General features: G+C 30.7%; 13 protein-coding genes and 5 pseudogenes. 12 read left to right on the forward strand and 6 right to left on the reverse strand.

Annotated elements, in window-relative coordinates:
• Positions 1-151 precede the first annotated feature (151 nt).
• The 8 genes and pseudogenes from DJ93_RS25335 (at position 152) to DJ93_RS25370 (ending at position 5,991) form a co-directional block, all read left to right on the forward strand.
• Positions 152-715 carry a GNAT family N-acetyltransferase gene (locus DJ93_RS25335; RefSeq protein WP_042983817.1) on the forward strand — a complete coding sequence of 188 codons (564 nt, stop codon included), beginning with the start codon at positions 152-154 and terminating at the stop codon, positions 713-715.
• 95 nt (positions 716-810) lie between these two features.
• Positions 811-1,191, forward strand: coding sequence for a nucleotide excision repair endonuclease (locus DJ93_RS25340; protein ID WP_042983818.1), 381 nt, complete (start codon positions 811-813; stop codon positions 1,189-1,191).
• A gap of 282 nt (positions 1,192-1,473) precedes the next feature.
• A pseudogene (locus DJ93_RS25345) lies at positions 1,474-1,936 on the forward strand (SRPBCC family protein).
• A gap of 219 nt (positions 1,937-2,155) precedes the next feature.
• A complete protein-coding gene (locus DJ93_RS25350; RefSeq protein WP_042983819.1) occupies positions 2,156-2,935 on the forward strand; it encodes an undecaprenyl-diphosphate phosphatase in 780 nt (259 codons plus the stop codon).
• 120 nt (positions 2,936-3,055) lie between these two features.
• Positions 3,056-4,375: an FAD-dependent monooxygenase family protein gene (locus tag DJ93_RS25355; protein WP_042983820.1), complete on the forward strand. Its 1,320-nt coding sequence runs from the start codon at positions 3,056-3,058 to the stop codon at positions 4,373-4,375.
• A 66-nt stretch (positions 4,376-4,441) separates the two neighbouring features.
• Positions 4,442-4,966, forward strand: a complete 525-nt coding sequence (locus DJ93_RS25360) for a GNAT family N-acetyltransferase (protein WP_042984377.1) — start codon at positions 4,442-4,444, stop codon at positions 4,964-4,966.
• A 32-nt stretch (positions 4,967-4,998) separates the two neighbouring features.
• Positions 4,999-5,520, forward strand: coding sequence for a YfiT family bacillithiol transferase (locus DJ93_RS25365; protein ID WP_042983821.1), 522 nt, complete (start codon positions 4,999-5,001; stop codon positions 5,518-5,520).
• Complete coding sequence (locus tag DJ93_RS25370; RefSeq protein WP_042983822.1) at positions 5,521-5,991, forward strand: hypothetical protein; 471 nt, start codon at positions 5,521-5,523, stop codon at positions 5,989-5,991.
• Between the two features lie 134 nt (positions 5,992-6,125).
• On the opposite strand, the gene DJ93_RS25375 is transcribed toward DJ93_RS25370, so the two are convergent.
• Positions 6,126-6,503 carry a PH domain-containing protein gene (locus tag DJ93_RS25375; protein ID WP_042983823.1) on the reverse strand — a complete coding sequence of 126 codons (378 nt, stop codon included), beginning with the start codon at positions 6,501-6,503 and terminating at the stop codon, positions 6,126-6,128.
• Between the two features lie 178 nt (positions 6,504-6,681).
• On the opposite strand from DJ93_RS25375, the gene DJ93_RS25380 reads away from it, so the two are divergent.
• From DJ93_RS25380 to DJ93_RS25395, 4 genes and pseudogenes are all read left to right on the forward strand, one after another.
• Positions 6,682-7,533, forward strand: a complete 852-nt coding sequence (locus tag DJ93_RS25380; protein WP_042983824.1) for a patatin-like phospholipase family protein — start codon at positions 6,682-6,684, stop codon at positions 7,531-7,533.
• 21 nt (positions 7,534-7,554) lie between these two features.
• Positions 7,555-7,926, forward strand: coding sequence for a YxiJ-like family protein (locus tag DJ93_RS25385; protein ID WP_042983825.1), 372 nt, complete (start codon positions 7,555-7,557; stop codon positions 7,924-7,926).
• Between the two features lie 136 nt (positions 7,927-8,062).
• Positions 8,063-9,017, forward strand: a pseudogene (locus tag DJ93_RS25390) (alpha/beta hydrolase).
• A 78-nt stretch (positions 9,018-9,095) separates the two neighbouring features.
• Positions 9,096-9,503: a DnaJ family domain-containing protein gene (locus tag DJ93_RS25395; RefSeq protein ID WP_042983826.1), complete on the forward strand. Its 408-nt coding sequence runs from the start codon at positions 9,096-9,098 to the stop codon at positions 9,501-9,503.
• A 1,050-nt stretch (positions 9,504-10,553) separates the two neighbouring features.
• Here the strand turns inward: DJ93_RS25395 and DJ93_RS25400 are convergent.
• The 5 genes and pseudogenes from DJ93_RS25400 to DJ93_RS25415 form a co-directional block, all read right to left on the reverse strand.
• Positions 10,554-10,694 (reverse strand): annotated as a pseudogene (locus DJ93_RS25400) (RidA family protein); the annotation flags it as partial.
• 269 nt (positions 10,695-10,963) lie between these two features.
• Positions 10,964-11,439: pseudogene (locus tag DJ93_RS25405) on the reverse strand (hypothetical protein); the annotation flags it as partial.
• A gap of 3 nt (positions 11,440-11,442) precedes the next feature.
• Positions 11,443-11,711, reverse strand: a pseudogene (locus tag DJ93_RS31375) (helix-turn-helix domain-containing protein); the annotation flags it as partial.
• A 73-nt stretch (positions 11,712-11,784) separates the two neighbouring features.
• Positions 11,785-12,705, reverse strand: coding sequence for a hypothetical protein (locus tag DJ93_RS25410; RefSeq protein ID WP_042983827.1), 921 nt, complete (start codon positions 12,703-12,705; stop codon positions 11,785-11,787).
• 174 nt (positions 12,706-12,879) lie between these two features.
• Positions 12,880-13,827, reverse strand: a complete 948-nt coding sequence (locus DJ93_RS25415) for a phosphotransferase enzyme family protein (RefSeq protein ID WP_042983828.1) — start codon at positions 13,825-13,827, stop codon at positions 12,880-12,882.
• Positions 13,828-13,919: the final 92 nt, after the last annotated feature.

The following is a 13,919-nucleotide window of genomic DNA, read 5'->3' on the forward strand; positions in this document are numbered from 1 at the left end:
CACAATACGTACGATTTTTAAACTTTCGTCGATTTTCTAATTTTACATTACAAAATCCTAATAAAAAAGAATGAAATCAATAAATAATTGAAGGGAAAATAGTGGTATATGAAAAATACATAATGTTATGAGATTGAAGGAGTGATTTTTCATGTATAACTTAGAAGTAAGAAGACCAAACGCAAAAGACAGGGACGAACTACATGTATTTTTTCGTACTGTTATTACGGATACATATGCAAAAGAAGGTTTATTAGAGTTAATGGATGATATAGAGAATGAAATCGAAACGAAAAAGCGGTATTTGCAAAGTGATTTTGATAGTAATGGAAAAAATCGCTACTTTTTATTAGCTATCAATAAAGCTTATGATAAAATCATTGGAACAATTGAAATTGGGCCAGCTAGCACAGTGATTAATAGTTGTACAGGCGGTGTACTAAAGGACTTATATGAAATAGGGACAGTATTCGTGCTTCCGGAGTATCAAAGAAAAGGTATAGGGAGTTTGCTGCTAAATGCAATGTTGTTTACTTTACTAGGTAAAGGAATAATGGAATTCTGTTTAGATAGTGGTTATAAAAATGCACAGAAAATATGGCAGAGTAAATTTGGAGAGCCTAATTATTTATTGAAAGATTATTGGAGTAAATCAAATCATCATATGATTTGGAGAAAGAGTATTCGTGATCTATCTATATCATTTAAGTCTTAAGGATATAAAAGAATTTATTTAATTAACATGCAATGTACATAGCTTTTCTTGCATACTTGTGCTATTATTTACCTTTATACCAAAAGAGGACGTGAATGAACTTGATTAAAATTAATATCCCTGAAGTTGATGTTACAATTACTGAACGTAAACAAGTTATGAAAGGAGACGAGCCAAGAATTACTCCAATTCATGGTTTTATCGATTTCCACTTGTTCCCTAGAGATAAAGGCGGCATTTTTATGTTCTATAACATTAATGACGAACTACTTTTCGTAGGAAAAGCTCGAAAAATTAGACAACGTATTAAAAAGCATTTTGAAGACAATGTTTCACCAATTAAAAATCATCGTGATGAAGTATACCGCATTGATGCATGTATCGTAGAAGATCCAACAGAAAGAGAAATTTACGAAACATATATCATTAACGAATTCCAAGCTAAGTATAATGTGGATAAAGTGTTTTATAAATAAAATACTTACAAACAAAAAACAATCTCAGTATTTTTGCTGGGATTGTTTTTTTGTTATTCTATACGTTTACGTTAAGATTCATTTAAAGGATTGTCCACTAGATAATGTATATCAATCCAGATGATTCGTTGTGAGAGTGTCAATCGAATTTATTAACTCCTCGTAAATACATTTAATAACATTTTTTAATATACTGCTTGTATTTCACTATGTAAAATATGACATAATGATTTAGTTGCTATGTAAATAGAGATGAATAGGGTATTTGAGAGGAGAAGTTGGATGAGTTTTGCTTTAGAAATAGTAATTCAAGCACCAATTGATGTTGTATTTGATTATGTGGATAATGATGAAAAGATAAAAGAATGGAGTACGTTAATAGTCGATAATTATTACTCATCAAATGTTGATATAGAAAATCCTCGTGTAGGGGATAAGTATGTATCCGTACAAAAGATTGGAAAGAAAACATATGAATTTGAAGTGAAATTATTAGAGCATGATGCACCATTTATCGTTTCAGTTGGTGGTGAGACAAATCAAGGTTATTCGATCACAACCTATATGTTAGAAGAACATGAGGAAGGTACATACAGTACTTACACTTATCGCAGATTTTGAACCTAAAAATCTATTTTATAATATTTTGTATAAGTTAACAGGATGGATGTCACGTGGATTATATATGCAGCAAATAGAACGCTTAGCAGAGTGTGTCGAAGCTGCGTATCATAAAGAAAAGTGATTTTCATATAAAAAGATCTGTAGTGTATACAGATCTTTTTATATTTTTAAAGAAATAAATTCTAAAGTATATAATGTACCTCTAATCCTATTTTACATATATATCCTTTAACTTTGAAGTGTTAAACAACTTTTCAAATCAATTAGAGAAAACTCCTTTCTTTCATAACAAAAATAAAACGTCATATACTGGTACAAGCAAACATGAAAGGAGATTGTCGTGAATTGGCTAGAAGCTTTTATATTAGGGATTATTCAGGGGCTGACAGAGTTTTTACCTATAAGTAGTACAGGTCATCTTTATTTAGGAAGACATCTTTTTCAATTAGATGAAGCAGGTCTATTTTTAGATACAATGCTTCATATTGGTACATTGCTTGCGGTGTTTATTTATTATAAGAAGGAATTTATTTATTTAATTAAAAATCCATTCTCAAAACTAATGCTGTTACTTATTGTTGGGACGGTACCAGCTGTTGTAATCGGTTTATTATTTAAAGATTTCTTTGAAGATATTTCAAAAACAGGTATAACAATCGGATGGGAATTTTTAATGACAGGTCTATTTTTATATATGGCAGAGAAGCAAAAAAATGGCCGAAAAAAAATGGATGATATTACATATCAAGATGCACTTATTATCGGTTCGTTCCAAGCGGTGGCTATATTTCCAGCAATCTCTCGTTCTGGTATGACAATTGTCGCTGCACTATGGAGAAAATTAGATTGTGAAACAGCAGCATACTTTTCCTTTTTACTATCAACACCAGCAATCGTTGGGGCAATTATTTTACAATTTGTAGATGTATTTCAAGGGAAGGCAGAATCAATTTCAAGTATATCATTGATTGTCGGAACGTTATCTGCTGCGTTTTTTGGTTATATTGCAGTTTCATGGATGATCCAATATTTAAAAAGGCATTCTCTTAAAGTATTTGCGTATTATGTGTGGGCTTTAGGAGCTTTAATTTTAACTTTACAATTTATTAATGTGTTTTAAATAATATTTAAATATTATTAATCTCTGAATATGTATTTGAAGTAAAATAAAGAAGTTAATTAGTTGGGATCCTGTTTCATTCATACACGACAGGGTCTCTTTTCATTAAGGGGGAAAAATATGTTTAGCAAGGCAATCGTTATCGGTGGAAGTATCGCTGGAAAACTTGCAGCGAAAGCTTTATCTCATACTGTTGAAGAAGTAATTATTTTAGAAGCCGGAGAAAGTTGGGATGGAAAAGGACCTCGTAAAAGAGTTCCCCAAATCAACCATCCGCATGTGTTATTGAAAGGCGGCGAAGAAGCACTCGAGGAATTGTTTCCTAACATTACTAGTGAATTAAAAGCAGCTGGTAGCATCATAAATAACTTTACTCGTGATTTAAAATGGCATCAATTTGGACTATGGAAGCACCCTTTCAAAGGAGAAATAAACATGATTCAGCAAAGCCGTCCTCTTTTAGAATCGCATATACAAAAACGTATTGAGCAAGTTTCAAATGTTTTTACAAAGTATGAAATGATGGTTGAGGAATTGCTAGTAAATGAAAAGCTTAATAAAGTATGTGGAGTGAAAGCTAAATGTTTGAAAACAGGAATGAAAGAAGAGTTCGATGCAGATATTGTTGTTGACGCGAGCGGATTTGGTTCAAAAAATATAGATTGGCTACGAGAATACAATATTGAAGTGAAAGAAGAAAAAGTACGTATCGATTTGTTTTATGCAACTAGAATGTTTAGGCTCAAAGAAAATGAGCAATTAGACTGCTGTAACATGCTTATGTCTCCAAGTTTCCCTGAAAATCCTTATGGTGTTCTTATTCAAACGATTGAAGATGACCGTTATTTTGTCACTTTTAGTGGATATGCTAATGAGAAAGCACCACAAACAGATGATGAATTTTATGCTTTTGCTGAAAAGCTATCAATCTCTGATGTTACAGATTTTTTAAATAGTGCTGAACCTATTACGGATATAAAAATATATAAAATTCCTTATCAAATACGTCGTCGTTTTGATTTAATAAAAAATTTACCAGAAGGGTTCTTAGTAATTGGTGATGCACATTGTCGCTTTGATCCAGTGTTCGGACAGGGAGTTTCCGTTGCTGCTATGGAAGCTCTCGAATTACAGTTATATTTCAAACAAAACAACAATTTAGAGAGAAAACTTACTCGGGGATTTTATAAACGAGTTTCTAAAATTATTGAAACACCGTGGGAAATGACGACAACAGAAATATTTCGACATCCTAAATTAAAAAGAAAGATGTCTCTTAAACAACTATTCCAGCAATGGTATACGAAACAAATTTATCAGCTTTCCGCAAGTAATTCTGACATATATATTCGATTAGTTCGCGTTATGAACCTAATTCGTAGTCCCTTTCACCTTTTTCATCCGAAAGTACTACTTGCTGTATTGCTAAATAGAAAGTAATAGCAGGAATTTCATTATTTCAAAAAGAAAGTATAACAGTTATCTAATGAAAAAGGATTGAGTCAAATAGAAATATTCATTGAAAAATTACGAAAGCAAGATGCTAAAGAACTATTTACTTTTGAATGCACAAATAAAGAGTTTTTTGAAAAAACGGTACCAAGTCGCGGTTCTAATTATTATGTCTATGCATTTTTTCAAGAGCAACTTGAAGAGCTGCTAAAAGAACAAGAAGCAGGAATTTCTTATTTTTATCTTATACGTAATTCAGAAAAGCAAATTGTAGGACGTGTAAATGTAGTTGATATAAATAAAGAGAAGCAAATTGGATATTTAGGTTACCGAGTTGGGGAAAAGTTTATTAAAAGAGGTGTAGCTAGGGCAGCTGTAAAATTACTTTTGAATCAAATAGTAAACTATAAAATCAATGAAATTCATGCTAAAACAACAACAAAGAATATCGCTTCACAGATCGTATTAGAAAAAAACGGCTTTACTTGTAACCCAATAGATACAAGCACTATAGATTTAAATGGAGAAAAAATGAATTTTGTTCATTACATTTGGAAAAACACTAACATAGTGTTATAAATAGAAATTTTAAATAAAAGGGGTACATATGAATGAAAGATTTACGTTATCCAATTGGGCAATTTACTTATGAAGAAAATATTACAGACGAAATGATCGATAAATGGATACAAGAAATCAATAATCTTCCTAAAGAATTAACAGAGGCAATTAAAGGTTTAGATAAAAAACAGCTAGATACGCCATATCGTGTTGGTGGATGGACTGTTCGTCAAGTTGTTCACCATGTCGTAGATAGTCATATGAATAGTTATATACGCTTTAAATTAGCACTTACAGAAAAGAATCCAACTATTAAGCCATATAAAGAAGAAAAGTGGGCAGAATTACCTGATTCGAAATTACCGGTAGATGTTTCACTTGTTATGTTAGAGGCATTACATAAGAGATGGGTTAATTTGCTAAATTCATTAGAATCTGCTGATTTAGAAAAAACGTTTAATCATCCTGAATCAGGTGAAACGAAACTCGCTATAGCAATCGGTTTATACGCATGGCATGGTCAGCACCATACAGCTCATATTACTTCATTAAGAAAGCGTTTAAGTTGGTAAATGGAAATTAGATTAGAGAAGGCGACGGAGATTGATGCAGAGACTATTTTTAATATGCAAGTAGAATCATTTAAACCGTTATTAGAAACATATAGGGACTATAAAACAAATCCCGCAAGTGAAAAAATTGAGAGGACTATTGCAAGAATAAATAACCCTTACGGTGGCTATTATAAAATATTAGTAAATCATACTCTTACAGGAGCGATATGTGTATATCGAAAAAAAGAGACGATGCAATATTGGATAAGTCCAATGTTTATCCTTCCAAACTATCAAGGAAACGTGACTGCTCAAAAAGTACTAGTTTTAATCGAGAAGATGTTTCCTGAAGCGACTAGTTGGGAATTTGCTACAATTTTAGAGGATGAACGGAATTGTTATTTATATGAAAAAATAGGTTACATGCAGACGGGATTAAAAAAGCAGTTAAATGAAAACGCAACACTTGTTTATTATAAGAAGGCATAAGAAAAGGATAGGGAAAGCAGAATTAAACTGCAGTACCTATCCTTTCTGTTTTTGTATATTTAAACACAAATAATGTATATTGTTCCAAAATACTCGGATTAGTAATTTTAAAAATGAATAAAAACACACAAAACTTATTTTGTTGTATATGATACTAATGCTTTTTGAACGCTTAATATACTATCGTCACCTTTAAATTCTTTCGTGATTGGACCGTCCATACTAGATATCCAAATCTTAAGCTCTGCATCTAAATCAAAATGTCCAGCTGTTTCAATGCTAAATTGTGTAATACTTTTATAAGGAATAGAATGGTACTCTGTTTTTTTACCAGTTACTCCTTGTTTATCTACTAAAATAAGACGGCGATTTGTAAATACGATTAAATCGCGAATTAATTTGTACGCATGTTCAACTTGCTCATCATCTAGCATAATCTTTTGTAAATCATGTTCTACGCTTTCTGTACTCGTATTAGACGCATTTCCTAAAATACCACTAAATAAACCCATATGAAATTCCTCCTTTATTATCTGTGGAATGAGTTTCTTATATTGTATCATGCTATAAACTAAGAAATTATGACATTACTTCAATAGTTTTTCGTAATGATTGCAACAATTATTTATAACCTTATCTTAAAATCTTATGCTAATATATAATTAAGTAAAAGAAGCAGAGGGAATATACATGAAGAATATCGGTTTAGTATTAGAAGGCGGAGGGATGAAGGGATTATATACCGCAGGAGTGCTCGAATACTTTATGGAAAAAGGTTTATTTTTCCCGTACGTAGTAGGCGTTTCTGCAGGAGCTTGTATGGGCGCTACCTATTTATCTCGTCAAAAAGGGAGAAATAAGAAAGTAAATACAGAGTTAGTGGCAGATCACAGGTATATATCATATCGAAACTTAATTCAAAAACGTGAATTATTTGGTATGGATTTTCTATTTGATGAAGTGCCAAATAAGATTGTACCATTTGATTTTCCGACTTTCTTAAATTCAAATGAACAGTTTGTCATTGGAACAACGGATTGTGAGTCAGGACAGGCTGTTTATTATAATAAAAAAGAACATGGTGATGATATTTTAAAAATTATTCGTGCATCAAGTTCTGTACCGTTTATAGCACCTGTTGTAGAGTACGATGGTAAAAAATTATTAGACGGGGGGATTATTGATCCTATTCCTGTTCATAAGGCGCAAAAGGACGACTATTTAAAAAATATTGTTATTATGACAAAGCCAGAAGGATATGAAAAGCAGCGAAATAAGTTTTCTAGTCTGGCTAAAATTCTATATAGAAGATATCCAAAAATTGCTGAGCTTTTAGTAGAACATTATCGTTTTTATAATGAAACAGTTTCGTACATGTATTCTAACGAGCAAAAAGATAATTTTTATGTAATTCAGCCAAGTGTACAACTTCCTATAAGTGGAATTGAAAGAAATCAAGAAAAGCTTGTTAATCTATATAACCTTGGATATAGCGATGCTCATAATCATTATGAACAGTTATTAAAATGGATGAGTAAATAATTTACATATAGGGGTGAAGAATTGATATTAGGAAAAAAGGTTGTTTTTAGTGAGTTGCAGAAAATGTATAATTCTTTGCATCAGCCATTTCCGTATCGTGATACACGAAAAATGAAATGTGATTATAAAAACTTGCTTACAGAAGATGATTGTATAAATGCTGATTTAAATTATTATTGGATGAATATAGCAGGTACTTTAAGTTATGTGTTAGATGAAAAAGAAGACAAAATTCCATTTCAACAAATTCAAAGACTGCGTATATCATTTTTTGATTGGTTTCCACAATATCATTTTCTAGAAAAAGACATGAAGAAGTATTTACTATTTTATAGAGACTATACGAATTATGAGAAAGCTCGTAAATTATTACTTTATTATCTTGCTAAGTAACTGCAAAAACGCACAGACTATATGTTTGTGCGTTTTTTTGTTCACTAAATATACACTTTTATAACCTTGTTTATATAGGATTCTTATTTTCAATACAGAAGTTCAAATAGAATGACGTAATAAAAAGGGGGGGAGAATGCAATTGATAGTGAGTCCGAAGATAGAGAATCTTATTGATCAATTAAACGATGGTAACGAGAAAGCTTTGTATACTTTTCTGCATGAAATAAAGACTAATGAGACGCCACTTATAGAAAAATGCCCAGCAGATGATCAGCATTATCTTATAACGTACATATGGTTAGGTGATCAAGAAACAGAAAATGTATACGTATTTGGTAGTTATCCTGGCTGGGGTTTTAATTTTAATCAATTACAGCAATTATTACATACAAATGTGTGGTATAAAACATTTCGAACGAATGAGAAGTTTATTTCAACTTATTATTTTTCAGTTAACGACTATTTTGAAAATGATTGGATAAAACGTAGTGAACAGTATCAATTAGATCGATTCAACAGTAACATATTTGGAGGAGAGCCCAATAAAGCATCTGTTTTAAAACTAAACATGGAAATACAGTATGATAAACGTTTTCCTCCAAATCATGCTCCGTATGGAAAAGTTGAAACATATTCTTTCTATAGTTCCATTCTAGAAAATACACGAAAGATTCATATTTACACACCTCATGATTACATTTTTAACGGACGAATTACTTCCGTGGATTCAAACGAAGTACCACGTGCATAAAGAGGCAAAACATATAACAATTGCTGGTTTAAGTCTCGGAGGTTTAGCAGCGTTTTATGCAGCACTTCAAAATCCTCATGTTTTCGGGAATGTACTATCATTGTCAGGGTCTGTGCATTGGGAAAAGGAAGGGCACAAAGAAAATACCCCTTGGATTGAGGCGCAAATCGCAACAGCTAGTAAGAATACATTGCAGGCTCATTTTTATATGGCGGCAGGTACCCTTGAAAACAAACCTCTTTTAACAGCTAATAGAAGCCTGTACAGAGTTTTGAAAGAAAAAAAGTATCAAATTACCTATAACGAATTTCAAGGTGGTCATGACGGGATTTGGTAGCGTGAGAAGTTTACTGAAGGGTTATTAGCTTTAAATTATTCAAAATCGCTATTATAAAACGAAGGGGAGAATGACATTATGAATCAAGATGAACTAGATAAGGCGCTTAAAAAACAAGAAATTTTAGTGAAAGACGAGAAAGTTTGGTCTTTTACGTATGAAGATCATATTAGTTCCATTGTAAAACGCGCAGAAAAAGAAGGGACATTTGATGATTTACCTGGTAAAGGGAAACCTCTTAATATTGATAAAGATCTTTCGTACAATCCAGAAAAACAACTTTATAGAACTTTGAAAAATAACCACGTACTTCCTAGGTGGATTGAACTTTCAAAGGAAATTGATTATTTAAAAGAAAAATTAAATGAGATAAAGGATACAGAAGAAGCAGCAAAGTTAATCCGAACAATAAATAAAAAGATTTTAGAGCATAATTTACTTTGTCCACCAACTGCGCAAAAAATGAGAGTAAGAGCTGATTTTTAAAATTCTCTAATAAATATAAGGTTTGCTCTACATTTACAGTTAATTTATAGTTTTTTTTATAAAAAAACAGGCATATATAAATAAAAATCTGTATCTTTTGTATATAAAGTAGCGTTGTGTTATGTATAAGAGTGCAAATTCACATAGTAAAATTACAAAATAAAATTTTATTGCAAGTAAATATCATAATAATTCAAGAACACTATAAAATATAAAGAATTTAACAAAAACTAAACATATTAAACAAACAATTACGCTTAATAATACTTTGATTAAAATGAACACTGCAGCAGATACGAGTTGATAATTAAGTAATTCAAATTTAGATTATTTTGTTTAGATAGAAGCAGCGGAATGAATATTTAAAGTGAAACTGAAATATTCATTCTAAATAGGGAAGGGGTATATGTACATTTGGATAAATCTATATAATTATAGTGACGTATTTAATTTGGTTTTTATTAGAAATTCAGTTTAAATATTAATGATAACAAACAGATCGGCGAAACATCTAATCATACTAAATATAGTTAAAAAACTCCCTAAAAAGTTAGGGAGTTTTTTAGAGAATCATAACGAATTATGTTAACTGGAATAAAACTTACAGCGGATGGATAAATACAGAATGTGATTATATTTAGCAATTCAAATGTAAGTCATAAAGTAATTAATTAAGTAAACAATGCAAATCATGTACACGCATAATTTTTTCATGACACGCAAATTATTTTTATTAAATTTATCACGGCGATTTTTTTAATCATAAACATATATTTTTGCCGGATTTATATATAGAGATTGCTGTAATGAATTTTTGTGGTAAACGACCGTAAAAACGCAAAGAATTTAAACGAATTGAATTTAAGCTGAATTTCATTAAAAATCTCCGTTTCATCTCATTAAGTATAGTTTACTTGTATTTTGATACAGAGAAATACTTCTTTTATATAACTACCGATAACATATATTATGTTAACTGATTAAAAATAATATATGTATTAATGAGTTTGTTAATGGTTGTTATACTCCCCTTTTTGCTATAGAGTATCCAATTCCTACTACTTGTCCATCTGTATGTATTGTTACTTGTCCAGATATGTAAATTGTTCTTCGAGCATTGCTAACTTCTACTACATGTGAGTAACCAAAAGTCGCTGGCATAGTTTCAAGATTTGAAAATTTTTTATTCACTGTGTTTCTCCCTTTTGTCCTATCGTTTACCTATGTATATTTTTGAAGTTTGTTTTTTTAAAATCCAATTTCACTGTTTCGTATTCTGGTAAGGATCGCATTATAAAATAACTTTGCTATGAGGGTATTTTGTTTGGGGTATGTTCAAACTATTTATAACCCTTTTGGTAAATGATTTTCTTGATGTCCCTTAGCATTCCAGTCTGTTTCATCGTGTCTAACTAAGCATATGAAAGTCATATAATACCCTCTGGCTACATGTATGAATTTTAATGTTCATTAATGCTGTATTTGTTAACAATTACATATGTTTGATTGACTGAATTGCTGCTTTTTATAACGTTTTGTTTAATTAATTCTTCAGTTACTTTTGTATAGAAAAAGTGATACCACCATATAAAAAACTCTTCGTAGGTTATTTCTTTAGCGTAGCTGCTGCTTATATAATATTCATTTAAATGTTCATCGTTTTCTTTTAACAATAAGATTAAATCTTCATTTATCGTGTTAGCGATTTCCCTAAGTGAAGATACATCAGTTGGTTTAAGCACTGGGATAATAGGTTTTGAATTTTGATATAAGGCTAGTTTTTCATAAAATAAGTTAAGTTGCATGTCTACTTTTTGATCTAAGGAAATAAATTTTTTACTAATTGTTTTTTCGTATCTATAATGTTATGAATAGGATTTTGAAAATGTTCTTCAAATGTTTCTTTACCAGCGGTTATTAAATTAAGCGTTGAATAAGTCTATATCACTGTATGTTTCTCGCGATATTGTCTAGGGGTCAGGTTACATATTTTTTTGAACACTCTTGTGAAATAACTTTGATTATAGAAGTTAAGCCAAGTGCAAATATCTAATAATGAATATGTAGTTAATGTTAATAATTTTTTTGCCTCCTCTACTCTTTCCCTTTGAATATATTCACTTAAAGGAATACCCACTTCCTTTTTAAATAATTTAGATAGATAGTAGGATTATTATCAAAAAGATTAGCAAGATCATTGAGAGAGATTACTAAGCCCCCTAGGCGGATGGTCCTAGGGGGCTATTTCTAAGAAAGTCATTTCCGATTTTAAAAAATGTTACTACTTTATCTGATTTGCTTGCCCTCTATCAGAAATTTTATTTGTAGGCACCGAAGAAATATCAATAACTGTATTCATGCTCTTATCCGTAAGTTCAACAAGACTGTCTCCGTGATTAATTTTATTCACATCCCACAACATCCCATTAAACTCATTATGTTGTCCACTAACTCTCAAAACACTTTTTGTTTTACTTGAAGGTTGTATCTGTAAATTTGCAAATTGATTTCCGCTAATCTCATTCGGGATAGTTGAATGACTATCCATATAAATCATATTTACGCAATCCTCTAAAGAGAAATTAATAAACCGATTGGCATTTATCCAAGCATGTCCAGAATTCGGTTTATTTGCTGTTAACTTTAAACCATTCTCCATTCCTACAACTTTAACGTTTTCGAAGTTAACAAAAGAAATTTCATGTTCTTTTCCACCAGCATATAAAGCGATTCCTGTACCTCGGTTCCTTTCAGACCAATTTACAATATTTATATCCTTTATGTGTGTTTTGTTCCAAGTATTATAATATTTATATTTACCATCTAAATATATAACTTCAGAATTAAAATTCGGATCATTAATTGCTATATAGGCACCTTCAATTGAAGCATTTCTTTCCAATTCAAGCACTCTGAAGTCACCATCGATAACGAACTGTGTTCCATATCCGAATAATAATTTAACACCCTGCTTAACAATGATAGGTGAAGTGATCTTATACTTTCTGTCATCGAGCAAAACTGTCTTTATCTTACTAAGCTTTGCTTTATTAATGGCAGATTGAATTTTATCAGAATCATTAGTCCCTTTAAAATCTTCAACGAATATCTTTTCCTTTTGATCTGAACTCGCTGTATTCTGATAATATAAAACAAAAATAATTAGAACTATACTTAAGAGTAAAGCAATCATTTTTTTCATAATACTCACCCTTATATTCAGTTTTCTTTCGTTCGTTACATAACAATCCACTATGGTTCCTTAAGAAGAATTGCGTTGAATAACTTTTTTTATAAAGTACTCTTAACAAACTGATCAAACTTTTATATTGTTGTATTGAATTAAAACTATCCTTTAGTTGAACAAAAACTGTAATTATATGTTAATAACGGAATGGTTATTTTCAATCTTTATTCTATAAAGATTCATTATTCGCACTTGTTCCTCAGTTAATTTCTCTTTATTCCAGTACATATGCATTAAACTATATTCGAATATTTCCTTTAATTTAATAAATAAAGGTAGCTTATCTATCATTTCTTTTGATATTTCATTTTCTTCTTGGTATCCGCCAAGTATTGCTTTTGTAATAGAGTTCTCATAGTCAACTATGTTACCACTCCCTACGAATGAATACTCTAACGCACTATAGATTGGAGCTGCTAAATCAAATATATAAAAATGTTTCTCGCAATCTTGAAAATCAATCATAGTTATATTTAAATCATTTTCAACTAATATGTTTTCTAACCATACATCTCCGTGTATCAAGCCGTAATTTGAAGGATTCTTTGGCAGCGTCTTTATGGAAGATAAAACTTCAGATGCAAACTCTCTAATAATACCTTCCTCTTTAGGGATATAGTTAAGAAAATTATATTCTTCATTGTCATACCAATCGTTTATATGTTTTATCGGTTCAGTACTTTCAAACTTTTTAGATACACGATGCAATTTGCCGAGTTGCTGACCCAGTTTTTTAAATACACTGGAATTCCATTGATTTCTTGGTAAGTGTATACCAGGAGCAGTTTTGTACAATACACTAAAAAGCTCTCTGTCTAATGTTATTTTTTCTACTAATTTACCATTTAAAGAAGTTATTATTGGAGGTACTCCTACACCTTCCCTATATAAAAAGTCTGTATATTTAACTTCTTCCAACTGTTCTTCATACGTTTTATAGTTAGTTATTCTAACGAAGTAGTCACCTTGTTCCGAAATACACTGATACATTTCATTTGTTACTGATTTAACTTTAATAAAATCCACCGGATATATTTCATTAATTAATTTACGTATCTTTTTTTCTAGATTAATCATTTTAAACCCCTTTCCTACTCTTAATTCTTTCTCCCACTAACCTGCCAGTTAGATAGCTTTGTCGTTTTGGGATATTGATTTATTTTAGCTTG

This window comes from Bacillus clarus, from assembly GCF_000746925.1.
Taxonomy (GTDB): Bacteria; Bacillota; Bacilli; order Bacillales; family Bacillaceae_G; genus Bacillus_A; species Bacillus_A clarus.

Bases quoted from the DNA above. Each gene is read 5' to 3' on its own strand.
- DJ93_RS25335 (WP_042983817.1), top strand. From the start codon at position 152: ATGTATAACTTAGAAGTAAGAAGACCAAACGCAAAAGACAGGGACGAA.
- DJ93_RS25340 (WP_042983818.1), top strand. From the start codon at position 811: ATGAACTTGATTAAAATTAATATCCCTGAAGTTGATGTTACAATTACT.
- DJ93_RS25355 (WP_042983820.1), top strand. From the start codon at position 3,056: ATGTTTAGCAAGGCAATCGTTATCGGTGGAAGTATCGCTGGAAAACTT.
- DJ93_RS25365 (WP_042983821.1), top strand. From the start codon at position 4,999: ATGAAAGATTTACGTTATCCAATTGGGCAATTTACTTATGAAGAAAAT.
- DJ93_RS25370 (WP_042983822.1), top strand. From the start codon at position 5,521: ATGGAAATTAGATTAGAGAAGGCGACGGAGATTGATGCAGAGACTATT.
- DJ93_RS25375 (WP_042983823.1), bottom strand. From the start codon at position 6,503: ATGGGTTTATTTAGTGGTATTTTAGGAAATGCGTCTAATACGAGTACA.
- DJ93_RS25380 (WP_042983824.1), top strand. From the start codon at position 6,682: ATGAAGAATATCGGTTTAGTATTAGAAGGCGGAGGGATGAAGGGATTA.
- DJ93_RS25395 (WP_042983826.1), top strand. From the start codon at position 9,096: ATGAATCAAGATGAACTAGATAAGGCGCTTAAAAAACAAGAAATTTTA.
- DJ93_RS25410 (WP_042983827.1), bottom strand. From the start codon at position 12,705: ATGAAAAAAATGATTGCTTTACTCTTAAGTATAGTTCTAATTATTTTT.
- DJ93_RS25415 (WP_042983828.1), bottom strand. From the start codon at position 13,827: ATGATTAATCTAGAAAAAAAGATACGTAAATTAATTAATGAAATATAT.